Genomic DNA, 24,391 nt, shown 5'->3' with positions numbered 1-24,391 from the left:
AAAAATTTATACAAAGCGTTTAATCATTTTTGACATGGGGTATCTCATACTAGTGAATAAAATATATAAATAAAGGAGACAATCAATTATGTTTGGATTAATAGGTATGATTATTGTCGGCGGTATCATTGGATGGATCGCAGGTTTAATTTTAGGTAAAGACGTACCAGGAGGTATTCTAGGAAATATTATTGCTGGTATTGTAGGATCATGGGTTGGTACTATGATTTTAGGTGAATGGGGACCACAATTAGGTAAAATACACATCTTTCCAGCATTATTAGGTTCAATTATTTTAATCTTTATTATTTCATTAATTTTAAAAGCACTAAGAAAAAAATAATAAGTATAGATTAAGTTTAATTTAGGTAGAAAATGTGTTGCTTGATTATTTGAAAGTAATCAATTAATACAGTTAAAGTATGTGTGTTTATCTATACGCACGTAACTCAATGATAGATATTGATGATGTCTTTAATCGTTTGAGTTACATTAATTATAGTTATCAAAGCATCCAAACCAATAAAAATGGTGTGGGTGCTTTTTTCATGTTATAAAACATAAAAAAGGATGGCGCTGGGTTACGCCATCCAGGAGTATTATGTTCATGAATATAAAAGACTTTGTAGTTACTAATAACTACAATTTAATATTATCAGATTGCTATTTATCTGACAACATTAAAAGTTTTGATTTTTAAAATTTCCAACAAAATTGAGAAAATTATTACTTTGATTTAAAGGCCTCTGTTCGGTTTCATAAGCCATTGGTGATATGTAATAATGAATTGTAAAACGACATCGAGGAGGTTTCTTATGGACAGTTTAATTACATTTATCATTATTACATTATTGATTATTATAGTGCCTGGGCCAGATTTCATTATTGTAATGAAAAATACTATTAACTCAAGTAAAATGAATGGTTTTATGGCCGCATTTGGTATCACTACGGGGCATATTTTATACTCTTCATTAGCAATTTTTGGAATTATATACATACTTACGAGTTTACACTTTGTTTTTTTAACAATAAAAATATTGGGTGCTTGTTATCTTATTTATCTCGGAATCAAAAGTATTTTAAGTGCGCACAGTTCTGTTGATTTTAGTAAACAAGCTTTAGCTGATGTCAGAAATGTGAGTTATATCACTTCTTTTAGACAAGGTTTTTTAAGTACAAGTCTTAACCCTAAAGCTTTATTATTTTATGTTAGTATATTCCCTCAGTTTCTTTCTAACGGTAATATACATATGAAATCTGAGATTGCGTTATTTGCTTTTTCAGTTGTTGTAGTTACATGCTTATGGTTTTTATTTTGTGTATTTATCTTTCAATATATTAAATTATTATTCAGCAGACCAAGATTCAAAGCTATATTTGATTATATTGTAGGGTTTGTTTTAATTGGCTTATCTATTAATTTATTATTAAGTAAAAGTAGCTAAGTCAGAAATGAGGAGATAGAATGGAAGTTTATTTAGTGAGGCATGGTGAGTCGCAGTCCAATTATGATAATAAGCACGGGTATCTATATTTTTGTGGACAGTTAGACATCCCTTTGACGGAAAGAGGTATAAAAAGCGCTAGAGAACTATCTGCTTATTTTAAAAATAAATACATTGACACTGTATATGTATCAGATTTAAAAAGAACAAGGCAAACGTATGATGAGCTATTTCCTTATGATCTTCCAACAATATATACTAAGACGTTAAGAGAGCGTTCGTTAGGTGTTTTTGAAGGGAAAAATAAAGAAGAAGTTTGTAAAGACAAAAGGTTCGAAAAATATTTCCATGATCCTAATTATAAATACTTTAGACATAGTTTTTCACAAAAAGCACCACAAGGAGAAAGTTATCAAGATGTCTATGATAGAGTGGTTACTTTCATTGAAAATGAGCTTAATCAACGGCAAAGACGTGTAGTGATAGTTGCGCACCAAGTTGTAATTAGATGTTTTTTCGTCTATTTTAAAATGATAACTAAGGAAGAAGCCTTATCGACGGAAATTCTTAATTGTTATCCATATTTAATTAAAAAAGAAATGAAGTCTTGAATACATATATAATCATTTGAGTTGTAAAATTGTAATTGCTGGCTAAATTGATATTAATTCTCTATCAAAAGGTATGATTGAGGTCTATCAACAACCGTAGCAATATTGTTATATATAATATAGGATTGTGAGTGAAGCCTGGGGCATAGATTATCGATGCCTCAGGCTTTCATAACATACAATAAGTCAATGATAGAATTAAAAATACACACAAATATCAAACCATTTTTTACAAGAGGGTGGGGCCCCAACAAAGAGAATTTCACCGAGAAATTCAACAAGCAAAGCAAGTTGGGGATGGGCCCCAACAAAGAGAATTTCACCGAGAAATTCAACAAGCAAAGCAAGTTGGGGTAGGCCCCAACAAAAAGAATTTTAATGTAAATTCTACCTCTCTTACCCCTTTACTTGATTAATTTATTTTATTTGAAGTAGATGGGTGTACTGAAAGTGTGACAATAGAACTAACAAGTAATGCAAGTATCGTTAAGGAAGCCATAAGCGTAATGACAATTTGTCCCATAATTAAGCTAATGATTACTAAAAACCCCCATATCATCAGTGCGCTTATTTGTAATATCGCCGATATGATTCTACATGCAAGATGATTAAATATACCTAATATGAGTGCTGGTAAAGCCATTATAACTATTGTCGTAATGGCTATGAGTACTGTATAAGGTTCGTTATAGTTGATTGTGTGTGGGCCTGTTGGATATTTTGCTAAAACAAGTACTAAGCCGATGGTAGATAGTATTGATAAGATAATAAATGTTAAACGTATCTTCATAATGATTTTCCTCATTTCTTTTTATTTAGAAAAATATATATGCTATATTAATTTTATTGTGTAATAAATATATTGAATTGTCAAAATAGCGAAAGCATGTTTCAAAAAGATGAGATGATGAATTAACTCGAATATCAAACAAGCCCAAAAAAGATGTTAGTCCAACATCTTTTTTGGGCAAGTAAAATAATGTGCTATAGAAAAAGCCTTTTGTTTTATTTATTAAATACTTCTGTGTCTATTCCTTTTTTCTTAAGGAAAGTAGTGATTTTATCTTGTTGTTTTTTATTTACATCACCTGAATATTTTGTGGGTACATCAACAACGTTAATTGAATTTTGTGGTTGGTAGTTTAATTTCTCAATGTCTTCATCTACGTTTGAAATAGTACTATTTAAAGCGTGAAAATAATTAATTATACGATCTGTTGAATCTTTATATTCTTCAGGGATGTGATTGTTTTTTATAAATTTTTTAAAATGCAAATCATTTTTAACTGCTAAATTGGATAACTTGCTAAGACGATCAGCTTGTGATTCTGTGATTTTAGGATTACTATCACTTTGCTTATCTAATTTATGTTGCATGACATACTTATTATCAAGTACATCACTATTCGCTTGTAAATATTTTTCTAAAGCTTGCTTCATCTCTTTTTCGCTAATTTTTTGTCCTTTTTTGTTTGAAGAAAAAATATCTTTTTCCTTTAAGGTTTTAGCATTTTTAGGTGCATGAGCGTTGCTGTGATGTTCTTGGTTATTGTTATCGTTCGTATTTGAGCATGCTGCAAGTGTTAAAGACAATGCTAGTATCAAGTATGTAATGACTCTCTTTTTCATAGAATTGAGTAACTCCTTTTACGTCTCTATCATTAAACAGTGTTTTAAATTTATACATCTATTAGAGTATCATTTATCGAAAAATATTTGAATATTTTAGAACTACATTTACCGTTAGATATGACTAAATTATGTCGGATTATATGAATAATATACTTGTTTCAATAGGTTTTTTTTATAATAAAAAACAGAGCTCCACCATGGGAACTCTGTGAGGTTAAAATATTTATGATAAGTAACGTTTTAAAAATTAATTTCTAATTATATAATCGAATGCATTAAGTGCAGCATTGGCACCAGCACCCATAGAAATAATAATTTGTTTATTTTTTTGATCAGTAACGTCACCAGCTGCAAAGATACCAGGAACGTTTGTTGCGTTATCGCGATTAATCATAACCTCGCCACGTTCATTTAATTCGACAGCATTTTGCAACCAAGATGTATTAGGAACTAATCCAATCTGTACAAATATTCCATCTAAATTAACTACTTGTGACTCTCCGGTAGTCATATCTTCATAGCTGATACCTGTAACGTAATCGTCACCAATTACTTCTGTTGTTTTAGCGCTCGTTTTAATATCAACATTAGGTAGTGAGCGTAGACGTTCTTGTAATACGCTATCAGCTTTTAATTCAGAAGCGTATTCAAATAATGTTACGTGTTTAACGATGCCGGCTAAATCAATAGCTGCTTCTACACCAGAATTACCACCACCGATGACAGCGACATCTTTATTTTCAAATAAAGGTCCGTCACAGTGAGGGCAGAAAGCCACGCCTTTATTGATTAGACGGTCTTCCCCTGGGATGTTTAGTTTGCGCCAACTTGCACCTGTAGAAATGATGGCAGTTTTACTTTCTAAAACAGCATCATTTTCTAAAGTTACTCGAATAGCTGAATCTGTTTTTTCGATATTTGTAGCACGAATACCAGTCATTGTATCAATATCATATTGTGCAATATGTTCTGCAAGATTTGATGAGAACTCTGAACCTGTCGTTTCTTTAACAGTGATGAAGTTCTCGATACCAGCAGTATCATTAACTTGACCACCAATGCGATCAGCGACAATACCTGTACGTAGCCCTTTACGTGCTGTATAAATTGCAGCACTACCACTTGCAGGTCCGCCACCAACGATTAACACGTCATAAGGATCTTTATCGTTGAATTCAGAGGCATCTTGCGTGCTTCCTAATTTAGTTAAAATATCTTGAACTGTCATGCGTCCGTTACCAAATTCTTGACCATCTAAGAAGACGGCAGGCACTGCCATAATGTTTTCAGATTCTTCACGGAAAACAGCGCCATCAATCATAGTATGAGTGATGTTAGGATTAATAACACTCATTAGGTTTAACGCTTGAACGACGTCAGGACACTTTTGACAAGTAAGACTTACAAAGGTTTCGAAATGAAATGGACCTTCGAGTCCTTTAATTTGATCGATAATGGATTGCTTTTCTTTAGGTGCTCGACCACTCACTTGTAGTATAGCTAATACTAGAGAGTTAAATTCATGGCCTAAAGGTATGCCAGCAAATGTAATACCTGTTTCTTCACCAGGGCGGTTAACTGAAAAACTTGGTGTACGTTTTAAAGATTTTTCAGTAATTGTTATGTGTGCTGACATCTCAGCAATCTCATTTAATAATTCTTTGAGTTCGTTTGATTTATCATCAGAGCCTAGGCTGGCAACGAATTCAACGTCGCCTTCCATAAGCTCAAGTAATTGTTGTAATTGTTGCTTTAAATCAGCATTAAGCATATTTTAATGCCTCCTTAGATTTTACCTACTAAGTCTAAACCAGGTTGTAATGATTCTGAACCTTCTTCCCATTTAGCTGGGCAAACTTCACCTGGATGTTGACGTACATATTGAGCGGCTTTAATTTTGTTAACTAATGTACTTGCGTCACGTCCGATTCCGTCAGCATTAATTTCTGCTGCTTGTACCACACCATCAGGGTCGATAATGAAAGTACCACGTTGTGCTAAACCAGATTCTTCATCCAACACATCGAAATTGCGAGTGATTGTTTGAGAAGGATCACCAATCATGCTGTATTCTAGTTTGCTGATTGCATCAGAATGGTCGTGCCAAGCTTTGTGTACGAAGTGTGTATCTGTTGATACTGAGTACACGTTAACGCCTAATTCTTGTAATTTAGCGTATTGATTTTGTAAATCTTCTAATTCAGTAGGGCATACGAATGAGAAGTCAGCAGGATAGAAACATACAACGTTCCAAGAACCTTTAAGATCTTCTTGAGTAACTTCTTTAAACTCATCTTTTTTTGGATCGTAAGCTTGTGCTGTGAAAGGTAAAATTTCTTTGTTAATTAAAGACATAGATAAATTCCTCCTGAAAAGTTAAGTGTTAATTAGAATTACTTAAAAATAATTGTTTGTTTATAATAATTCTAATCTCTTGTTTAGTATTATTACATCTTGGCATTGAATAGTCAACTTTAGAAGTTCTTAAAATCTATGAAAGTATAAAAAAGCTATAATTAAGCCATTTTAAATCCTTCATTAATTAAAGAATAGCGAGTGAAAAAAGTTGAAAATCCAATGTGAAACTGAAATTTTCAAATGTGTATGACATTGAATCTCAGTTATCATTCTCAACTATGGTTATTTTATTGATAATGAAGTGTAATTTTATTACTACTTTATATATATAATAACATGTATCATACATGGATTTCCTTTTTTAGCATCTGTATAAAACAGAAAGAGTTATTTCCACAAGTTGTTATGACTTTCTGTGAAAATAACCCTATTAAACTTACTTTATTTATTAACCGAAAATGACACCTTACCGATACCACTATATTCAGCACGGTACGTGCCATATTCTAATTTTAATGGAGATATAAAAGTTCCAGATGAAATGATATCTCCTTTTTTAAGTTGTTTGCCGTGCGTGTGTAGTTTTTTAATTAGCCAATGAATAGCGTTTAAAGGATTTCCGAGTACTTCGGATGATTCTCCTGTGGCGATACATTTATCATCTTTATATAAATTTAAATGTACATTAGCAAATGCATCATTATCAAGTCCGTCTACAGAGTCACCTACTACGACAAGTCCTGTTGCGGTATTATCTGATATTAAATCTGATAAAGTAAAATTTGGAAACCAATTTTTATATCTTGCATCTGGAATTTCAATGCCTGGCGCGATACGGGTATGATATCTAATTGTTTCTAAATCAGCATCATAAGGTAAGTCTTCCTGCACTATAAAGATAATTTCTGGTTCTAGTAATGGTGAAAATAATTCTGAAAGAGAGACTGAGGCACCATCATTAACAATTTGGTTAGATAAGAGTGTTCCATATGCTGGTTCGTTAGTGTTAGCAATTGCTTGCGTTGCCTTGCTAGTCATACTAACTTTATACCCTGTAACAGTCGAACGGTCTTTGAAAGTTAATTGGTCAATTAGTTCTTCTTGTACATGATATGCTTCTTCTTCGTTTAATTGATAGTTCTCGCTAATGAAATCGATGGGTTTTTTATATCTATAAGCTTTAAATAAAACCTTAGCAACTTCTTTATTTGTTAGTGTCATATTGTATCCCCCTAAATTATCTGAAAATTGATACTTTTATGATAACTTCTAAATATGAAGTGTGCAAATCTATTTAAATATACTTCATTTAGGGTATAAAATTATTAATAACGTAAATTTTGATAGGAGTGGGTATAGTGTCAGATTATGTTTATGAGTTGATGAAACAACATCATTCAGTTAGAAAATTTAAGGATCAACCACTTAGTTCTGAGACGGTAGAAAAATTAGTAGAGGCGGGACAGAGTGCTTCTACATCCAGTTATCTTCAAACTTATTCTATTATTGGTGTTGAAGATCCAAGCATTAAAGCGCGTTTAAAGGAAGTGTCAGGTCAACCTTATGTTTTAGATAATGGTTATTTATTTGTATTTGTTTTAGATTATTATCGTCATCATTTAGTAGATGAAGTTGCGGCGTCAAATATGGAGACATCGTATGGTTCTGCAGAAGGACTATTAGTGGGTACAATAGATGTTGCATTAGTTGCACAAAACATGGCAGTTGCTGCCGAAGATATGGGGTATGGAATTGTTTATTTAGGGTCATTGCGTAATGATGTTGCGCGAGTGCGTGAAATTTTAAATTTACCTGATTATACGTTTCCGTTATTTGGTATGGCAGTTGGTGAACCTTCTGATGAAGAAAATGGGTCACCTAAACCGCGCTTGCCATTTAAACATATTTTTCATAAAGATCAGTATGATGCAAATCATCACCAACAACGTAAAGAATTGGAAGCATACGACCAAGTAGTGAGTGAATATTATAAAGAACGTACCCACGGTGTGCGTACAGAAAATTGGTCACAACAAATAGAAACATTTCTAGGACGTAAAACACGTTTAGATATGTTAGATGAATTGAAAAAAGCAGGATTTATTCAAAGATAAAAAGAACCTGAGACAGAAATACATGTCTCAGGCTGGGTGGGGCGATATTTTAAACACAAATTTTGCTCCGCTCTTTTTATAATTGTATATCGTAATGACCAATGACAACTTATCTTACATTTAATTTGCAGATAAATCGCCGTAATCATTTGAGTCAAATGTTTTTTTGTCCCAATGATTTGTTAAGCGTGCGGTACCTGTTCCAGCTAGCATTGAGTCATTAACGTTAAGTGCTGTACGACCCATATCGATGAGAGGTTCGATAGATATCAGTACTCCTGCTAGAGCAACTGGTAGATTAAGTGTAGATAATACGAGTATTGATGCGAATGTTGCACCGCCACCTACACCTGCAACACCAAATGAACTTATAATAACAACAGCAATAAGTGTAACAACAAATTGGAAGTCAATTTCTACATTTGCTACTGGTGCTACCATAACTGCTAGCATAGCAGGGTAGATTCCTGCACAGCCATTTTGCCCTATGGATAGACCAAAAGTTGCAGAGAAGTTTGCAATTCCCTCAGGTACACCTAAACGTTTTGTTTGCGTTTGAACATTTAGTGGTAATGCACCTGCACTTGATCGTGAAGTAAATGCGAAGATTAGTACTTCTATTGTCTTTTTCACGTATTTAACGGGATTGATACCTAAGACACTCAGTATAATTAAATGGATGATATACATTGTGATTAGAGCTGCGTATGAAGCAATTAAGAATTTACCTAACGTCCAAATTGCAGAAAAATCGCTGGTCGCAAGAGTAGAAGCCATAATAGCTAAAATGCCATAAGGCGTTAATCGTAAAACAAAAGTTACGATAGCCATAACGATAGAATAGATTGCTTCTATACCACGTTTAAGTAAGTTTCCATGTTCCGGTTGTTTTCTTGCAACTCTAAGATAAGCAAAGCCCACAAACGTTGCAAAAATAACAACTGCAATTGTCGAAGTTGTACGTTGTCCTGTGAAATCTAAAAATGGATTGCTTGGGAATACTTCGAGAATTTGTTGTGGTAAAGTGTTTGCAGTTAAATCTTTGGCTTGTTTTGAAATTTCTGTACCACGTGAATGTTCTGCACTACCTAAATCAATAGACGATGCATCTAAACCAAAGATCAAAGCGTAAAAAATTCCGACGATAGCTGCGATGGCTACAGTACCAATTAAAAACATAAAAATATAAGAACCGATCTTAGCGAATTTTTCACCAATTTGTATTTTGCTAAAAGCGGCAACAATTGAAATGAATATTAGTGGCATGACAATCATTTGTAATAGTGCAACATAACCATCTCCGACAATACTAAACCAGTCTGTTGATTGTTCGAGAGTTTTAGACTCTGCACCATATATGAGGTGTAATACAATGCCAAATACGATACCTATTCCTAAAGCGGTAAAGACGCGTTTAGGGAATGAAACGTGTTTTCTTGCCATAATATTTAACATAACTAGGAAAACAAGTAACACGATGACATTAATTACTGTAAAAAGTATTTCCATATGAATATATAGCTCCTTTTATAATTTTAGTATTCCGACATATGTAATAAGAATAAAGAGGGTTAAGAAGAAATTCAAGTTGTTGATTTATAGTTTTCTGATTCACTTAAAGCAGAATAGTGTGAAGGTGATTACTAGAATAATGAAAAATTGGAAGTTTATGTATATTAGAAAAGTGAGCAAAGAGGACATAAAGAGATTTACATTAATAAAAAAGACGCGTGCAATCATGCTATAAGAAGACATGATTGCGCGCGTTTTTTATTTAATATTATGAATAAGCATGAGTCAGCTATGAATATAAATCATTTATAAGTTAAATAGACGTGCAAAGAAACCTTTCTTCTCTTCTTTAGGTTGTTGTTGGTAAGTCGATTGAGAAGATGGTGTAGCTGATGTTGATTGAGAATGAGAAATTGACTCAGATTTTTCTGAGTTAGATACACTTCCTGATTCTGACAAGAACTCGCTTGTAGACGTACTTTTTGATTCAATTTCTGATTTGCTATTTGTATTACTTTCAGATGTTATCGAGTTAGACTCGGATAGAGATGAACTCATTGAATCATTTACTGATTCAGATTGGCTTAAACTTGCTGTAGTGCTTTGACTTGCGATGTTGCTCTGAGATATTGAAGCGCTATTTGACATTGAATCAAAATGACTGCGTAATTCACTATCTTTTAATTCGTTAGCTTTAGCGATGTCTTTAGATTGTTGTTTTTGTGCTGACTGAATAGCCTCTTGAGAATTTTGGATTGATTTTAAAGATTGGGCATTCGATTCTAATTTTGTTGTAATATCAGTCTGTAATTCTTTAAGTTCCTGTTGTTGGTGATGTACTTGGTTAATCATTTGCCCTAACATTTGACGTTCTTCTCGCATTTTTTGAATTTCAGAACGTAAATCTTCAACGAGTTGTGCTACATTTTGATCAGTTGGTAATTGGCTATCCTCGTCTTTAACAATGACTTGTAAAAAGTCTTTTTCCTTTTCAAGCTCTTCAAATGCTAAATCATAACTATTCGTTTGTTTAACTTTGTTAGCGATATCTGTAAATAATTCGATGTCATCTTCTTTAAAGTCTGTGGCTTCACGACCACGATATTCTGTTTTACTAAGGTGATAGCCTCGTTCCTCTAAATGTTGTACAATTTTTCGGACCTGCTTTTCACTTAGTTCTACACGTTGAGCAAATTCTTTAGTTAACATTGAAAAAGTCCCTTCATATTTTAATTATGTATGGTGACGTTTGTCTTCGGCCAGTGAAACGTCAGTCTTACCTCATATGATAGTTTACCTTTTCTTAATATTGATTTCAAGGTGTTTTAGACAGACTATCTTAAATTCATTTCTTTTAGGAGAGGGTAAATAATTTCTCTTGAAATGCCGTTTGCAAAAACATATTTAAGAATATAATTAGATTTGACGCTTGTGCCATAAATGTCCTTTGTTAATTCAATGTTAGCTTTAATAAATAAATCTACTTTTTGTGGCGTTTCCTTTTGGTTTTGATTTGGATGAATGTAGTCGATGTCGTCCTGCTTTTCAAATTGATTTTCAAAGAGGAATTGACGACGATGTTCTAGTGCGTTTCTGAGCTTGTCATCGATGTCAACAGTCGAGGGTTCTTTTGGAACTTCTAACATGATGAAATTAATATCTCTATTATGAACTTCTTGTGATAAAAGGTTTAATTGTTTTTCTATTGCCTCTAAAGTTAAGGACATTCTTTCATCATGATTGGGGCTTTCTTTTGCGATTAAGTAAATTAAAAATGCAGAATTGGTTGTTGCTTCGTAATGCGCAGTTGCTAAGCTAACTACAGTCTGGTTTTCAATTCCAACGATAAAGGCGTAATCATTTTCTGTTTTATTGTTTTCAAGTGAGCGTTTAAAAATTTTACTATCTTCATCTAAACCAATATCCAATTTATTATCATATAATTTGAGTGCCTCGCTAAATAATGGATCTTTAGCTGATTCTATTATTTTAAATTCCATGTTATATCCTCTCCCTAATATTATTCAATCGTAGCTAATTAGCTTTATTTAATGATAAAAAAAACCATAATGTCTGCTCGACTAAACAAACATTATGGTGCAATGCTTTTATAATGTAGAAATAAAATTATGCTTTAGGCCCTTCAGACTCTGCGGCATAATGAGTAATATCCACTTCTTTATATGCAGCATTATTATCTTCAACTTCATCATGAGAAGAACGATCACTGTTAGCAACAACGAGCATTTTATCGTTTAAAATATCTTGTTTATATCCTTCTAGTTCATTGTCAGTTAAATCATAACGAGATAATACTGCTTCTTCTCCATCTTCACCTGTAAGTAAACGAGACATACGGTCACTAAATGAGCCACTTGTAGACATTAATGAGATTTGAGAGTTGTGTAAATCATCTAAGTGCAACTTACTTTTACTGATAACAGCTAATTCTGTCTCTAAATAACCTTCAGATTTTTTTTGATTGATGACTTTATATAATTCGTCTTGGTTATTCACTACAGTAATTTTTGCCATGATTATCGCCCCTTTTAAAAATGTTGTCTTACATGGTTATACCCTAGTCTAATTTAATAAAACTATTACACAGATAATTATATAATTTTGTGTTAAAACATTTCAATGATAATTCATCCTTTAATATAACGCTTACACTGAATTTTGATGCTTTTTGAATCGTGAACATCTCTTTAATTATATTGAAAATACAACAAAAATTTGCTATTATCATTAAATAATTTATATGACTCATATAATCTAGAGAATATGGCTTTAGAAGTTTCTACCGTGTCGCCATAAACGACGCGACTATGAGTAACAATCCAATACATTAAGAGCAGTTTAAATCGCTAAAGCAACATAAAAGTAAAACGCATTTGGTATAACTGGAAACAAGTGAGGATACACATAAGCCTGTATAAATTGAGTGCAATTGTTTGAGGTTTATCAAATTTAATAAGCGTTTTTAGGACTACGTATGCGTATCTTCTTCTTAATTTGCTTTAAGGCAAAGTATTGCACGTTCACTCATAGATCCTGAAACTATTAATGGTAGTTTGAGGTTTTTTTGTATCTAGGAATCGAATTTGAATTTACTTGAGGAGGTTTTTTGAGTGGAGTCGTTAGGACAAAAAGTCAAAGAAGATGGCGTTGTCATCGATGAGAAAATTTTGAAAGTAGATGGATTTTTAAATCATCAAATTGATGCAAAGTTGATGAATGATGTAGGTAAAACATTTTATGAGTCTTTCAAAGACGCTGGTATTACTAAAATTTTAACTATTGAAGCTTCTGGTATTGCGCCTGCTATTATGGCTTCTTTTCATTTTGATGTTCCTTGTCTATTTGCTAAAAAAGCTAAACCTAGTACTTTGAAAGATGGCTTTTATAGCACGGACATTCATTCATTCACAAAAAATAAAACGAGTACAGTCATTGTATCTGAAGAGTTTTTAGGTCCAGACGATAAAGTACTTATCATTGATGACTTTTTAGCTAATGGCGATGCTTCGCTAGGTCTTAATGACATTGTAAAACAAGCAAATGCGACGACAGTTGGCGTGGGTATTGTGGTTGAAAAAAGTTTCCAAAATGGGCGCCAACGTTTAGAAGATGCAGGCTTATATGTATCTTCACTTTGTAAGGTAGCTTCATTAAAAGGCAATAAGGTAACTCTTTTAGGTGAAGCGTAATGAAAAATTTCATATTAAGTGTGCAACATTTGTTAGCGATGTATGCAGGGGCGATTCTTGTTCCTATTATTGTGGGGACAAGCTTAAAATTTTCAGCTGAAGAAATTGCTTATCTAGTTACGGTTGATATATTTATGTGCGGGGTAGCGACATTTCTTCAAGCGAATAAAGTCACAGGGACTGGATTACCGATTGTACTAGGATGTACGTTTACTGCTGTTGCACCTATGATACTCATCGGTCAAACCAAAGGACTTGATGTTTTATATGGTTCGCTTTTAATATCCGGTATCTTAGTTGTTTTAATTGCGCCTTTTTTCTCTTATTTAGTTAAATTCTTCCCACCTGTTGTAACAGGAAGTGTCGTGACAATTATTGGAATCAATTTAATGCCAGTTGCAATGAATTACTTGGCAGGTGGCGAAGGAGCGAAAAACTATGGCGATACTAAGAATTTAATGTTAGGTGGTATTACACTACTCATTATTCTTATTTTACAAAGATTTACAAAGGGCTTCTTGAAATCAATTGCGATACTTATAGGATTGGCAATAGGTACTGCTTTAGCTGGTATATTTGGAATGGTTGATATCAAACAAGTGGGCGATGCACATTGGTTTGGATTCCCTATTCCATTCAGATTTTCTGGTTTTGGCTTTGATGTAAGCTCGATACTTGTATTTTTCATTGTTGCAGTTGTAAGTTTAATTGAATCTACTGGTGTCTATCATGCACTGAGTGAAATTACTGGTAGAAAATTAGAAAGAAAAGATTTTCGAAAAGGGTATACTGCGGAAGGTCTAGCAATCATTTTAGGTTCAATATTTAATGCGTTTCCTTACACTGCATATTCCCAAAATGTAGGTCTTGTTTCTTTATCAGGAGCTAAAAAGAACAATGTGATATATGGAATGGTTATTCTTTTACTAATTTGTGGTTGTATACCTAAATTAGGTGCTTTAGCTAATATTATTCCATTGCCGGTTTTAGGTGGGGCAATGATAGCAATGTTTGGAATGGTTATGGCATACGGTGTTAGTATTTTGGGTAACATTAATTTCCAAAATCAAAATAATTTATTAATTATTGCAATTTCAGTAGGGTTAGGTGCTGGTATTAGTGCAGTACCTCAAGCATTTAAAGGATTAGGAGAACAATTTGCTTGGTTAACTCAAAATGGTATAGTGCTTGGCGCAATTTCTGCAATCATCTTAAATTTCTTTTTTAATGGTATAAAGTATAAACAAACCGAAGAAAATGTGAAATAATGTAACTAAGTATAAATAAAATTGGAGGCTGTTTTTAATGTGGGAAAATAAATTTGCTAAAGAATCTTTAACATTTGACGACGTGTTACTCATTCCAGCTGCATCAGATGTTTTACCAAGCGATGTTGACTTAAGTGTCAAATTATCAGATAAGATCAAATTAAACATTCCTGTTATCTCAGCAGGTATGGATACAGTAACTGAATCAAAAATGGCGATTGCTATGGCTCGTCAAGGCGGTTTAGGTGTTATCCATAAGAATATGGGCGTCGAAGAGCAAGCTGATGAGGTACAAAAGGTTAAACGTTCAGAAAATGGTGTTATTTCTAACCCGTTCTTCTTAACACCGGACGAAAGTGTGTATGAGGCTGAAGCATTAATGGGCAAATACCGTATCTCTGGTGTACCTATTGTCGATAATCAAGAGGATCGCAAGTTGATTGGGATTTTAACAAATCGTGATTTACGTTTTATTGAAGATTTTTCAATAAAAATATCAGATGTAATGACGAAAGATAATTTAATAACAGCTCCAGTTGGTACGACTTTAGATGAAGCCGAAGCTATTCTTCAAAAACATAAGATTGAGAAACTTCCATTAGTAGAAAATGGTCGTTTAGAAGGATTAATCACGATTAAAGATATTGAAAAAGTACTTGAATTCCCATATGCAGCTAAAGATGAACATGGTAGATTGTTAGCTGCAGCAGCAATCGGTACGTCTAAAGATACTGAAATTCGTGCACAAAAATTAGTTGAAGCTGGCGTAGATGCGTTAATTATTGATACGGCTCATGGTCATTCTAAAGGCGTTATTAATCAAGTTAAACACATTAAGGAAACATATCCTGAAATTACTGTTGTCGCAGGTAACGTAGCGACTGCAGAGGCAACACGTGCTTTATTTGAAGCAGGTGCCGATGTTGTTAAAGTAGGTATTGGTCCAGGGTCAATTTGTACGACACGTGTTGTTGCAGGTGTAGGTGTGCCTCAAATTACAGCAGTTTATGATTGTGCTACAGAAGCCCGTAAGCATGGTAAGGCTATTATTGCTGATGGTGGTATTAAGTTCTCAGGTGATATTATCAAAGCATTAGCTGCTGGTGGTCATGCGGTTATGTTAGGTAGTTTGTTAGCTGGTACAGAAGAAAGTCCTGGTGCAACTGAGGTATTCCAAGGTAGACAATATAAAGTTTATCGCGGTATGGGATCTTTAGGTGCTATGGAAAAAGGTTCAAATGATCGTTACTTCCAAGAAGATAAGACGCCAAGAAAATTTGTTCCTGAAGGTATTGAAGGTCGCACAGCTTATAAAGGACCATTACAAGATACAATCTATCAACTTATGGGTGGCGTTAGAGCTGGTATGGGTTATACTGGTTCAGAAAACCTAAAAAAATTACGTGAAGAAGCACAATTTACACGTATGGGACCAGCTGGCTTAGCTGAAAGTCATCCTCACAATGTTCAAATTACGAAAGAATCACCAAACTATTCTTTCTAGTGTTAAACTTTGAATGATGAATTAATCATTTGTAGGAACGCGCTTAATTCTTAAAACAAAAATGCTTAATGATACGGTAACAATACTTAAAGCTATCATTTAGGGCATTGATAGGCGCGTTTCTCTTACTTTTACATAAAATAAAACAATAAAGGAGATTCATGACTATGGAAATGGCGAAAGAGCAAGAGCTGATTCTTGTTTTAGACTTTGGTAGCCAATATAACCAGTTAATTACGCGTCGTATCCGTGAGATGGGCGTTTATAGTGAATTACATGATCACGAAATTTCTATTGAAGAAATTAAACGAATGAATCCTAAAGGTATCATTCTTTCAGGTGGTCCAAATTCAGTGTATGAAGAGGGGTCATTTACTATAGACCCTGAAATTTATAATTTAGGTATTCCAGTTTTAGGTATTTGTTATGGTATGCAATTAACGACTAAGCTTTTAGGTGGTAAAGTTGAGCGTGCCAATGAGCGTGAATATGGCAAAGCTACAATTAACGCTAAATCAGATGAACTTTTCTTTGGCTTACCTTCTGAACAAACAGTATGGATGAGTCATTCTGATAAAGTAATTGAAATTCCTGAAGGATTTGAAGTAATCGCAGATAGTCCAAGTACTAATTATGCAGCTATTGAAGATAAAACACGTCGTATTTACGGTGTACAATTCCATCCAGAAGTACGTCACACTGAATATGGGAACGACTTACTAAGAAACTTCGTTCGCCGTGTTTGTAATTGTACAGGGGAATGGACGATGGAGAATTTCATTGAAATTGAAATTGAGAAAATTCGTCAACAAGTAGGTAATCGTAAAGTATTATGTGCAATGAGTGGTGGAGTAGATTCATCCGTAGTTGCTGTACTTTTACATAAGGCAATCGGCGACCAACTAACATGTATTTTTGTGGACCATGGTCTTTTACGTAAAGGTGAAGGTGACATGGTCATGGAGCAATTCGGTGAAGGTTTTGATATGAATATTATTCGTGTTAATGCTCAAGAACGCTTCATGAGTAAACTAAAAGGTGTTTCTGATCCAGAACGTAAACGTAAAATCATTGGTAACGAGTTTGTATATGTCTTTGATGACGAAGCTGCGAAATTAACAGATGTAGATTTCTTAGCTCAAGGTACGTTATATACGGATGTGATTGAATCAGGTACTAAGACAGCTCAAACAATTAAATCTCACCACAATGTAGGTGGATTACCTGAAGACATGGAATTTGAACTTATTGAACCGATCAATACATTATTCAAAGATGAAGTGCGTGCATTAGGAATAGAATTAGGTATACCTGAACACTTAGTTTGGAGACAACCATTCCCAGGACCTGGATTAGGTATCCGTGTACTTGGAGAAATTACTGAAGATAAGCTTGAAATTGTTCGTGAATCAGATGCGATTTTACGTGAAGTGATTCGTGAGGAAGGTCTTGAAAGAGACATCTGGCAGTACTTTACAGTACTTCCAGGTATTCAATCGGTCGGTGTCATGGGAGACTACCGTACGTATGATCATACTGTAGGTATTCGTGCGGTAACATCCATCGATGGCATGACTAGTGACTTTGCTAGAATTGATTGGGAAGTCTTACAAAAGATTTCAAGTCGAATTGTCAATGAGGTGGACCACGTTAATCGCGTTGTCTATGACATTACCTCTAAGCCACCAAGTACAATTGAGTGGGAATAGAATATAATAATTCAACAACCCTTTAACCGCAATGGTTAAAGGGTTGTTTTTGTATTTTCGAAGTTGGGAAAAGGGCAGAAAATATCATTGATGAAAATGTATTAAGTATTAATGAATAACTATATTTATTAACCAATTCAGCTAATGGTGACAGAAACTAAGGGAGTTGTTATAAATCGAGGTGAATATAAGAAAAACCCACAAAATGGTAAAGTGCAACTTGTTTATAATGAATATGTACAGCTAGTAGAAGTACTTATTAAGCCAAGTGATCTTTTGAAAGTTCGTGATGATATGCTTGGGAGGTGTCATAAACTATTTACTGAGAGAAAAGCTTTTACAGGTGATACTCCGGTAATTGTTAATATTGGTGAATGGGATAAAGGCGATGAAGAAGATACACAGAGAGCAATAGATAAAATAAATGAAAACTATCCTAATAGAACAATGATTGTTGATGATATACCGTTAGAGGATTAAATAGAGCCTATCTGAAAATGTTCAGATGGGCATTTTTGATTTTAATTGTGATATTATTTTATTTGTATTTAAATTGATTAATAAATGATAATCTAAAAGGGATAAGATTAAAAAATAATAGGAGAATGGTAATTGGACAAAGTTAATTACTTTTTAAAAGCTTTAGTATTGGTAATTATGCTTCGTTGTACCATGAATTATTTACTTCCGTCACCTGATACAATAACTTTTAAAATTTTAGATGGGCTTGCTTTTGGTGTTTTAACTGTATTTTTAATTAATTGGATTATTGGAATTTTTAAGAAGTATTCACAAAAATAAATTGCTCATTTATGTTGATTTTGAAATTGTTAAAAATTCTAAGTATCGATATCAATAAAGCAATTGGAATAAAGCATCTATGATTATTTGAAAACATAAGTTATAATATATTCAAAAATATTTTTGAATGAGGTGTAATTATGATTCAGACTATTGTAACTGCTGCTATTCTTTATATTGCGACAGCAGTAGATTTATTAGTGATTTTGTTAATATTTTTTGCTAAAGCAAAGACTAAAAAGGAATATCGAGATATTTATATTGGTCAATATGTAGGATCTGTGACATTGATTGTCGTAAGTTTATTCTTTGCCTTTGTCTTAAATTATGTTCCTGAAAAATGGATATTAGGATTATTAGGGTTAATACCGATTTATTTAGGAATTAAAGTGGCTATTTATGATGATTGTGAAGGAGAAAAGAGAGCTAAAAAAGAATTGAATGAAAAAGGATTGTCTAAATTAGTTGGTACGGTTGCAATTGTTACGATAGCAAGTTGTGGTGCTGATAATATTGGTTTATTTGTTCCGTATTTTGTGACATTAAGTGTTACTAATTTATTAATTACTTTGTTTGTCTTTTTAATTTTAATTTTCTTCTTGGTATTTACTGCACAAAAATTAGCTAATATTCCAGGAGTTGGAGAAATTGTTGAGAAATTTAGCCGTTGGATTATGGCTGTTATTTATATAGCTTTAGGTCTATTTATTATTATAGAAAATGACACTATTCAAACAATTTTAGGATTTATATTTTAATTTAGGGTGTGATTTCATATGAGTTATGAAAATGCTTGTGATGTGATCTGTGTACATGAAGATAAAGTTAACAATGCTTTAAGTTTTTTAGAAGATGATAAATCTAAGAAATTACTTAACATTTTAGAAAAAATTTGTGATGAGAAGAAATTGAAAATTATATTATCTTTGATTAAAGAAGATGAGTTGTGTGTTTGTGATATTTCTTTGATATTGAAAATGAGTGTTGCTTCAACTTCACATCATTTAAGACTTTTATATAAAAATGAGGTACTTGATTTTTATAAAGAGGGAAAGATGGCATATTATTTTATTAAAGACGATGAAATAAGAGAATTTTTCTCTAAAAATCAGAAGGGTTTTTGAAACGAGTTGAAAACGAGTTTCCTCTTGCTTTGATATTATACAGAAATAATACTAAAATAAAAAAATAAATGTAAGTGTGATTTATAAACACAAAAGTAGATGTTTAACATTTACAATTATAGTTTTCTTAAAGATAATGAACGTATCTACTGAAATGTACTACTCAAAATTGAGTATCCTTTAAATGACTGTATCCGCTAGATGTAGTCTTTTTAACTTGTCAAAACTTGACATTTCATAAAGTTACAAACAGACTTAAAAGTACGCTTGTAACCAGTACCTTAAAATAGGGAAGTGGTTTGATAAAAGAATAAAGGGTGCCCCAAATTAGGGGTGCCTTTTAATATCCTCAAATTTGGGTATATTGGTTTATACTCAGCTCAAAATTGAGCTCAGTAATAGAACTGATTAGCTATAAATATATTTAACTGGCTCAAATGTGAGCTCGTTAATTAATAATACAAATGCTGACGCACTAAGTCAGTGCATTAGAAAACGACTATATCCGTTCTCTAAATTCTGAAAAGCTGAATGTGGCTTGTCTAACTTATATATTTACGTTGTGAGAAATACAATTTTGAAGTATTTTAGTGCATGAGCTGACGTAACAATTTGTGACGTTAGCTACATAAGTATTCGATAAAGAGAGTAGGGAAACACGACGCCCTTTGTAATGTGGTCTAAGTGGGGAATAAACGAAATGCTTCCTTATTCATGGTGTCGTGAAACGCTACCCCATGTGTAGCAGCTTGCGACGTTAGTAAGTGAATACAGCAAACCGCTTCGATACATAGATACATTACCAATTTAGATATGTGTTATTACACGGGTGTAGTCCTAATTTAGGATTGCAGCATTTATCAGCTTGTTGATTTAGCGATATGGTTAAAGGTTTTGTGTTTTGTTGATCCCTTAAATAAATAGACAGATTACTAAATTGGAGTTTTTTAAATGAGCTCTTTAATGTTTAAAAAAAGAATTAAGTGGTATATTTAACTAGTAATAACCTTTATATATTTAGCCAATGGCATTGGCTCGAGGTAGTTGCTAGTACTCATTCTGACCTTTTAGCATCTATAATTTTAATTATATTCTTGTTAGGAGTGGTAAAGATGAGCGATAGTGAAACTTTCAGACAAATATGCACGCCAATTTTACAAAACAGTATTAATGATTGTTTTGAGTGCATAGCCTCTGCCTTTAGCTAAGTATATAAGGGATAAAAAATTCACACACTGCCAAGTTAAATATATCTTTTCAAACGTCACTTACGAGTGGCGTTTTTATTTTAAATAAGTGCTATGTGGCATCGGGAATAAGAAAATGAATATAAATTCGATTGTTAAAATCAATAAAATGCTTATTTAATTTATAGCAACATTATGATATATGTAAGAGTGAACAGAATTTTATTACATATTAAAAAGGTGGTTTTCGTGTGAGCATTAAAGAAATATGGAGATATTTAGTAAACAAGAAATGGAAAGCTGACGATGTATGTTATTTAGTATTTTACATATTCTTAGCAAGCATATTTACAACTCCTTTATTAGGTGTTCCTATAGGCGTATTAGTTTATTTGTACTTTAATGAAGAGCTGTTTAAGTAGTGTTCTTATTAAATAAATAACTTCTATATTAAATTCTACACCACTATAAGTGGCATTTTTGTAATTTAAGACGCTGAGAGACGCATTCTAAAGCATTGAGAGAATCGACTAACAATTTTACAGTTGAGATAGTTTATTAAACAAAAGAGGTAAACTATATTGAATATATACGATGCTATTCTATTAGGTATATTGTTTATACTCATATATTCTGTAATTAATACACTTTTATACAATATGATTTATAGAAGAATGAACCGCAAAGAAAATATGAATAGAAAAATGATAATGATTAATTTAATATTACATGGAGTAATTGCATTGTTCATGGTTAGTGTAGCTATATATTTATCTTACTTTAAATAAGGATAAAAAATAGTATATGTATGAAACATAGGCAAAAGCATTAAATAGTTAGCATACGGGCAAGTTAAATAAATCGTTTTTGTTTTGAATACGTTATTTAAAAATTAATAGCAATCTATAAAAAAAGAAGTACCGATAAAACTCTAATATAACAACGTATATAAATAGTCGAAAACACATGCAAAAAATACATATCATCGAGAGGGAATAACAAAATAATCATTTTAAAAGCTAGAAACACTAAAACAAAAGTGTTTCTAGCTTTTTTTATGTGATATGGGTTTATAATTGCATATTTTAGTTTCGTTTTGAACATTTTAATAAGAGAATCAACTTTATTAAGAAATCGATTTGATAATGTTTTGTTCAAGCGCATTAAAAAGAATCAAATGTATATAATAGAGATTGATTAATCATCGAACTAAATGACTCGCTTGCTACAATTTTTACTATTTAACTTTATTTAATTTAATAAATATTTTCTATTTTTCAAAAAATTCTCCTCAAAGGTATATTTTTTTGGTACTATGTATTTTATAGTTGTTTTCTAAAAAATCTGAAAATTTTAATGAAATGGGGGAATGTTTGATATGGATTTACTTATAGGTACTTTATTTTTAATCCTAGTTTTAGTTATTTTTACTCTATTTACATACAAGGCACCTAGTGGGATGAAAGCGATGGGTGCTTTAGCGAATGCGGCAATTGCTTCGTTTTTAGTTGAAGCTTTCAATAAATATGTGGGTGGACAAGTATTTGGTATTAAATTCTTAGAAGAATTAGGAGATGCTGCTGGAGGTTTAGGTGGTGTGGCTGCGGCTGGATTAACCGCATTAGCGATTGGCGTATCCCCAGTTTATGCACTTGTTATTGGGGCAGCTTGTGGAGGTATGGATTTATTACCAGGATTTTTCGCTGGGTATATTGTAGGTTATATGATGAAGTATACAGAAAAATATGTGCCAGACGGTATTGATTTAATTGGTTCAATTGTTATACTTGCCCCCATTGCTCGATTAATTGCTACTGGATTGACGCCAGTGGTTAATAATACGTTAATTAAAATTGGGGATATTATACAAAGTAGTACTGACACTAACCCGTTGATTATGGGAATTGTATTGGGAGGTATTATTACAGTAGTAGGTACTGCTCCATTAAGTTCAATGGCTCTCACTGCATTGCTTGGTTTAACGGGTGCGCCTATGGCCATAGGTGCCATGGCCGCATTTAGTTCCGCGTTTATGAATAGTGCATTGTTCCATCGTTTGAAATTGGGAGACCGTAAAGCAACCATTTCAGTCGGAATTGAACCGCTTTCTCAAGCTGATATTGTTTCCGCTAATCCTATTCCTATTTATGTCACTAATTTCTTTGGTGGGGCAATTGCCGGTATTATAATTGCTTGGTCAGGTATGATTAATAATGCAACTGGCACTGCTACACCTATTGCAGGTTTTTTAGTGATGTTTGGTTTTAATAGTTTAACGAAAGTGATTATCTATGGTGTGGTTATGGCGATTATAGGAACTATTGCTGGTATTGTAGGGTCTATTGTTTTCAAAAAGTACCCCATTATTACTAAAAAGCAAATGTTAGAACGGGACACAACGACATAACTGAGTATACAATGATGAGCGCTAAGACTAGGCGATTTGAAAATTGATCAAAGTCATAGATGATTTCACGATTATGTGAATACATAAAATGAACAGAATATTTTCTATTTAAAGTTAGAGAAAATATTTTTGTTAATATGTATGCGTGCAACTCTTAAATATTAGAAGAAATGTAGTTGAACAAAATAATATCACACCATTTATTTGACACTTGAGTATGAAAAATATACAGTTAGGCAAATTTAGTATGTTGAAGCATAAACGTTTTATAATGAAAGTGTTAAAAAAGTATTGAGAGGAGATGTAGATTATGAACGATTCAATTCAATTCGTAATACAATTTCTCAACTTTTTAAATAGTGTGCTAGTCAACGGTGAACCTAAAATATAGAAAAGTAGCCACTCCATTGAGGAGTGGTTTTATTGTATTAATTTGCAATAATCCCGAAAATGATTAGTTTAAATTGATGAAAGTGTGTCTAAATGTATTAATAAATAAAAAAGGAGGAAATTATGAAGAATGTAAGCCCGTTTATTTACGTTAAGGACGTAGATAAATCATTATGTTATTACAAAGATGTATTTAACGCTCAAACAGAAATACTTATGAGTAAAGATGGTCGAACTTATCATGCCCAACTTATTATTGGTGATGAAACGTTCGTTCATTTCTCCGATACGTTTCATAAGCATCCCGTTTCTAAAAATCCTCATCTTATTATTGAATGTGATTCATTAGAAGAGTTGGAGCGTGTCTATAAAAGGTTAATTGATGATGGTGGTCATGCTAAAGTGAAACTCAATAAAACTTTTTTTAATGCCTATCATGCAGAGGTAAAAGACCATCTCAATGGTATCATTTGGGTATTTAATTACTTTTTAGATGAACATATATAATTATAATAGTTTAATCTTAGTTAGTTGGAAATTTATAATGATTCCAACTAGCTTTTTTTATTTAATAACGTTTATTCAATTTTAAAAAAATTGAGTATTGATAAAAGAA

The 24,391-nt window shown here is 32.7% G+C and carries 24 protein-coding genes and 1 riboswitch; of the genes, 15 read left to right on the top strand and 9 right to left on the bottom strand.

Annotated features, from left to right (window positions below; genetic code table 11):
• The first annotated feature begins 88 nt into the window (after window positions 1-88).
• The 3 genes from ACVBFA_RS09055 to ACVBFA_RS09045 all read left to right on the top strand — a co-directional run bounded on the left by ACVBFA_RS09055 (window position 89) and on the right by ACVBFA_RS09045 (window position 2,059).
• The gene (locus ACVBFA_RS09055) at window positions 89-343 is read left to right on the top strand and encodes a GlsB/YeaQ/YmgE family stress response membrane protein (RefSeq protein WP_001832461.1); all 255 of its coding nucleotides are present in this window, start codon (window positions 89-91) and stop codon (window positions 341-343) included.
• 472 nt (window positions 344-815) lie between these two features.
• On the top strand, window positions 816-1,448 hold the full coding sequence (locus ACVBFA_RS09050) for a LysE family translocator (RefSeq protein WP_002447691.1): 633 nt from the start codon (window positions 816-818) through the stop codon (window positions 1,446-1,448).
• Between the two features lie 20 nt (window positions 1,449-1,468).
• The gene (locus tag ACVBFA_RS09045; RefSeq protein WP_020363554.1) at window positions 1,469-2,059 is read left to right on the top strand and encodes a histidine phosphatase family protein; all 591 of its coding nucleotides are present in this window, start codon (window positions 1,469-1,471) and stop codon (window positions 2,057-2,059) included.
• 412 nt (window positions 2,060-2,471) lie between these two features.
• On the opposite strand, the gene ACVBFA_RS09040 is transcribed toward ACVBFA_RS09045, so the two are convergent.
• The 5 genes from ACVBFA_RS09040 to ACVBFA_RS09020 form a co-directional block, all read right to left on the bottom strand.
• The gene (locus ACVBFA_RS09040; protein ID WP_126122227.1) at window positions 2,472-2,849 is read right to left on the bottom strand and encodes a hypothetical protein; all 378 of its coding nucleotides are present in this window, start codon (window positions 2,847-2,849) and stop codon (window positions 2,472-2,474) included.
• A 215-nt stretch (window positions 2,850-3,064) separates the two neighbouring features.
• The gene (locus tag ACVBFA_RS09035) at window positions 3,065-3,688 is read right to left on the bottom strand and encodes an NDxxF motif lipoprotein (protein ID WP_126122226.1); all 624 of its coding nucleotides are present in this window, start codon (window positions 3,686-3,688) and stop codon (window positions 3,065-3,067) included.
• A gap of 250 nt (window positions 3,689-3,938) precedes the next feature.
• A complete protein-coding gene (gene ahpF / locus ACVBFA_RS09030; RefSeq protein WP_002475278.1) occupies window positions 3,939-5,462 on the bottom strand; it encodes an alkyl hydroperoxide reductase subunit F in 1,524 nt (507 codons plus the stop codon).
• A gap of 14 nt (window positions 5,463-5,476) precedes the next feature.
• The gene (gene ahpC, locus ACVBFA_RS09025) at window positions 5,477-6,046 is read right to left on the bottom strand and encodes an alkyl hydroperoxide reductase subunit C (RefSeq protein WP_002447697.1); all 570 of its coding nucleotides are present in this window, start codon (window positions 6,044-6,046) and stop codon (window positions 5,477-5,479) included.
• Window positions 6,047-6,490: 444 nt separating this feature from the next.
• Complete coding sequence (locus tag ACVBFA_RS09020; protein WP_002458605.1) at window positions 6,491-7,270, bottom strand: 2-keto-4-pentenoate hydratase; 780 nt, start codon at window positions 7,268-7,270, stop codon at window positions 6,491-6,493.
• A 137-nt stretch (window positions 7,271-7,407) separates the two neighbouring features.
• Between ACVBFA_RS09020 and ACVBFA_RS09015 the strand changes: the two genes are divergently transcribed.
• Window positions 7,408-8,163 (top strand): NADPH-dependent oxidoreductase, encoded by a 756-nt coding sequence (locus ACVBFA_RS09015; protein ID WP_002458604.1) that lies wholly within the window; start codon window positions 7,408-7,410, stop codon window positions 8,161-8,163.
• Window positions 8,164-8,283: 120 nt separating this feature from the next.
• Here the strand turns inward: ACVBFA_RS09015 and ACVBFA_RS09010 are convergent, their stop codons facing one another.
• The 4 genes from ACVBFA_RS09010 to ACVBFA_RS08995 all read right to left on the bottom strand — a co-directional run bounded on the left by ACVBFA_RS09010 (window position 8,284) and on the right by ACVBFA_RS08995 (window position 12,210).
• Window positions 8,284-9,672, bottom strand: a complete 1,389-nt coding sequence (locus tag ACVBFA_RS09010; protein WP_002475270.1) for an L-cystine transporter — start codon at window positions 9,670-9,672, stop codon at window positions 8,284-8,286.
• Window positions 9,673-9,981: 309 nt separating this feature from the next.
• Window positions 9,982-10,884 carry a hypothetical protein gene (locus ACVBFA_RS09005; protein ID WP_126122225.1) on the bottom strand — a complete coding sequence of 301 codons (903 nt, stop codon included), beginning with the start codon at window positions 10,882-10,884 and terminating at the stop codon, window positions 9,982-9,984.
• Between the two features lie 125 nt (window positions 10,885-11,009).
• A complete protein-coding gene (locus ACVBFA_RS09000) occupies window positions 11,010-11,675 on the bottom strand; it encodes a hypothetical protein (RefSeq protein ID WP_126122224.1) in 666 nt (221 codons plus the stop codon).
• A 127-nt stretch (window positions 11,676-11,802) separates the two neighbouring features.
• Window positions 11,803-12,210: a general stress protein gene (locus ACVBFA_RS08995; protein WP_002447703.1), complete on the bottom strand. Its 408-nt coding sequence runs from the start codon at window positions 12,208-12,210 to the stop codon at window positions 11,803-11,805.
• Between the two features lie 211 nt (window positions 12,211-12,421).
• A riboswitch (purine riboswitch) is annotated at window positions 12,422-12,524 on the top strand.
• A gap of 282 nt (window positions 12,525-12,806) precedes the next feature.
• On the opposite strand from ACVBFA_RS08995, the gene xpt reads away from it, so the two are divergent.
• The 11 genes from xpt (at window position 12,807) to ACVBFA_RS08940 (ending at window position 24,282) form a co-directional block, all read left to right on the top strand.
• Window positions 12,807-13,385: a xanthine phosphoribosyltransferase gene (gene xpt / locus ACVBFA_RS08990; RefSeq protein WP_002447704.1), complete on the top strand. Its 579-nt coding sequence runs from the start codon at window positions 12,807-12,809 to the stop codon at window positions 13,383-13,385.
• Window positions 13,385-14,653: a xanthine permease PbuX gene (gene pbuX, locus ACVBFA_RS08985; RefSeq protein WP_002475266.1), complete on the top strand. Its 1,269-nt coding sequence runs from the start codon at window positions 13,385-13,387 to the stop codon at window positions 14,651-14,653. Before xpt ends, pbuX begins: the two co-directional genes overlap by 1 nt.
• 37 nt (window positions 14,654-14,690) lie before the next feature.
• The gene (gene guaB, locus ACVBFA_RS08980; protein ID WP_002475261.1) at window positions 14,691-16,157 is read left to right on the top strand and encodes an IMP dehydrogenase; all 1,467 of its coding nucleotides are present in this window, start codon (window positions 14,691-14,693) and stop codon (window positions 16,155-16,157) included.
• Window positions 16,158-16,324: 167 nt separating this feature from the next.
• Window positions 16,325-17,866, top strand: coding sequence for a glutamine-hydrolyzing GMP synthase (gene guaA / locus ACVBFA_RS08975; protein WP_002473319.1), 1,542 nt, complete (start codon window positions 16,325-16,327; stop codon window positions 17,864-17,866).
• A gap of 144 nt (window positions 17,867-18,010) precedes the next feature.
• Complete coding sequence (locus ACVBFA_RS08970; RefSeq protein ID WP_145452300.1) at window positions 18,011-18,346, top strand: terminase small subunit; 336 nt, start codon at window positions 18,011-18,013, stop codon at window positions 18,344-18,346.
• Window positions 18,347-18,478: 132 nt separating this feature from the next.
• Entirely contained in the window at window positions 18,479-18,667 is a 189-nt protein-coding gene (locus ACVBFA_RS08965) for a hypothetical protein (RefSeq protein WP_002475276.1), read from the top strand.
• Window positions 18,668-18,807: 140 nt separating this feature from the next.
• On the top strand, window positions 18,808-19,425 hold the full coding sequence (locus ACVBFA_RS08960; RefSeq protein WP_002455892.1) for a CadD family cadmium resistance transporter: 618 nt from the start codon (window positions 18,808-18,810) through the stop codon (window positions 19,423-19,425).
• 18 nt (window positions 19,426-19,443) lie between these two features.
• Complete coding sequence (locus ACVBFA_RS08955) at window positions 19,444-19,791, top strand: ArsR/SmtB family transcription factor (RefSeq protein WP_046044681.1); 348 nt, start codon at window positions 19,444-19,446, stop codon at window positions 19,789-19,791.
• 1,438 nt (window positions 19,792-21,229) lie between these two features.
• Complete coding sequence (locus ACVBFA_RS08950) at window positions 21,230-21,400, top strand: VraH family peptide resistance protein (RefSeq protein WP_002458592.1); 171 nt, start codon at window positions 21,230-21,232, stop codon at window positions 21,398-21,400.
• Between the two features lie 956 nt (window positions 21,401-22,356).
• Complete coding sequence (locus tag ACVBFA_RS08945; protein WP_126122222.1) at window positions 22,357-23,385, top strand: PTS sugar transporter subunit IIC; 1,029 nt, start codon at window positions 22,357-22,359, stop codon at window positions 23,383-23,385.
• Between the two features lie 513 nt (window positions 23,386-23,898).
• Window positions 23,899-24,282 (top strand): VOC family protein, encoded by a 384-nt coding sequence (locus tag ACVBFA_RS08940; protein ID WP_126122221.1) that lies wholly within the window; start codon window positions 23,899-23,901, stop codon window positions 24,280-24,282.
• Window positions 24,283-24,391 lie beyond the last annotated feature (109 nt).

It is taken from the genome of Staphylococcus sp. MSU001, from assembly GCF_052976705.1.
This window is presented reverse-complemented; position numbering and strand designations above follow the sequence as displayed.

Coding starts and splice junctions, on each gene's coding strand:
- ACVBFA_RS09055 (WP_001832461.1), top strand. CDS start 89: ATGTTTGGATTAATAGGTATGATTATTGTCGGCGGTATCATTGGATGG.
- ACVBFA_RS09050 (WP_002447691.1), top strand. CDS start 816: ATGGACAGTTTAATTACATTTATCATTATTACATTATTGATTATTATA.
- ACVBFA_RS09045 (WP_020363554.1), top strand. CDS start 1,469: ATGGAAGTTTATTTAGTGAGGCATGGTGAGTCGCAGTCCAATTATGAT.
- ACVBFA_RS09040 (WP_126122227.1), bottom strand. CDS start 2,849: ATGAAGATACGTTTAACATTTATTATCTTATCAATACTATCTACCATC.
- ACVBFA_RS09035 (WP_126122226.1), bottom strand. CDS start 3,688: ATGAAAAAGAGAGTCATTACATACTTGATACTAGCATTGTCTTTAACA.
- ahpF (WP_002475278.1), bottom strand. CDS start 5,462: ATGCTTAATGCTGATTTAAAGCAACAATTACAACAATTACTTGAGCTT.
- ahpC (WP_002447697.1), bottom strand. CDS start 6,046: ATGTCTTTAATTAACAAAGAAATTTTACCTTTCACAGCACAAGCTTAC.
- ACVBFA_RS09020 (WP_002458605.1), bottom strand. CDS start 7,270: ATGACACTAACAAATAAAGAAGTTGCTAAGGTTTTATTTAAAGCTTAT.
- ACVBFA_RS09010 (WP_002475270.1), bottom strand. CDS start 9,672: ATGGAAATACTTTTTACAGTAATTAATGTCATCGTGTTACTTGTTTTC.
- ACVBFA_RS09005 (WP_126122225.1), bottom strand. CDS start 10,884: ATGTTAACTAAAGAATTTGCTCAACGTGTAGAACTAAGTGAAAAGCAG.
- ACVBFA_RS09000 (WP_126122224.1), bottom strand. CDS start 11,675: ATGGAATTTAAAATAATAGAATCAGCTAAAGATCCATTATTTAGCGAG.
- ACVBFA_RS08995 (WP_002447703.1), bottom strand. CDS start 12,210: ATGGCAAAAATTACTGTAGTGAATAACCAAGACGAATTATATAAAGTC.
- pbuX (WP_002475266.1), top strand. CDS start 13,385: ATGAAAAATTTCATATTAAGTGTGCAACATTTGTTAGCGATGTATGCA.
- guaB (WP_002475261.1), top strand. CDS start 14,691: ATGTGGGAAAATAAATTTGCTAAAGAATCTTTAACATTTGACGACGTG.
- guaA (WP_002473319.1), top strand. CDS start 16,325: ATGGAAATGGCGAAAGAGCAAGAGCTGATTCTTGTTTTAGACTTTGGT.
- ACVBFA_RS08970 (WP_145452300.1), top strand. CDS start 18,011: ATGGTGACAGAAACTAAGGGAGTTGTTATAAATCGAGGTGAATATAAG.
- ACVBFA_RS08960 (WP_002455892.1), top strand. CDS start 18,808: ATGATTCAGACTATTGTAACTGCTGCTATTCTTTATATTGCGACAGCA.
- ACVBFA_RS08955 (WP_046044681.1), top strand. CDS start 19,444: ATGAGTTATGAAAATGCTTGTGATGTGATCTGTGTACATGAAGATAAA.
- ACVBFA_RS08945 (WP_126122222.1), top strand. CDS start 22,357: ATGGATTTACTTATAGGTACTTTATTTTTAATCCTAGTTTTAGTTATT.
- ACVBFA_RS08940 (WP_126122221.1), top strand. CDS start 23,899: ATGAAGAATGTAAGCCCGTTTATTTACGTTAAGGACGTAGATAAATCA.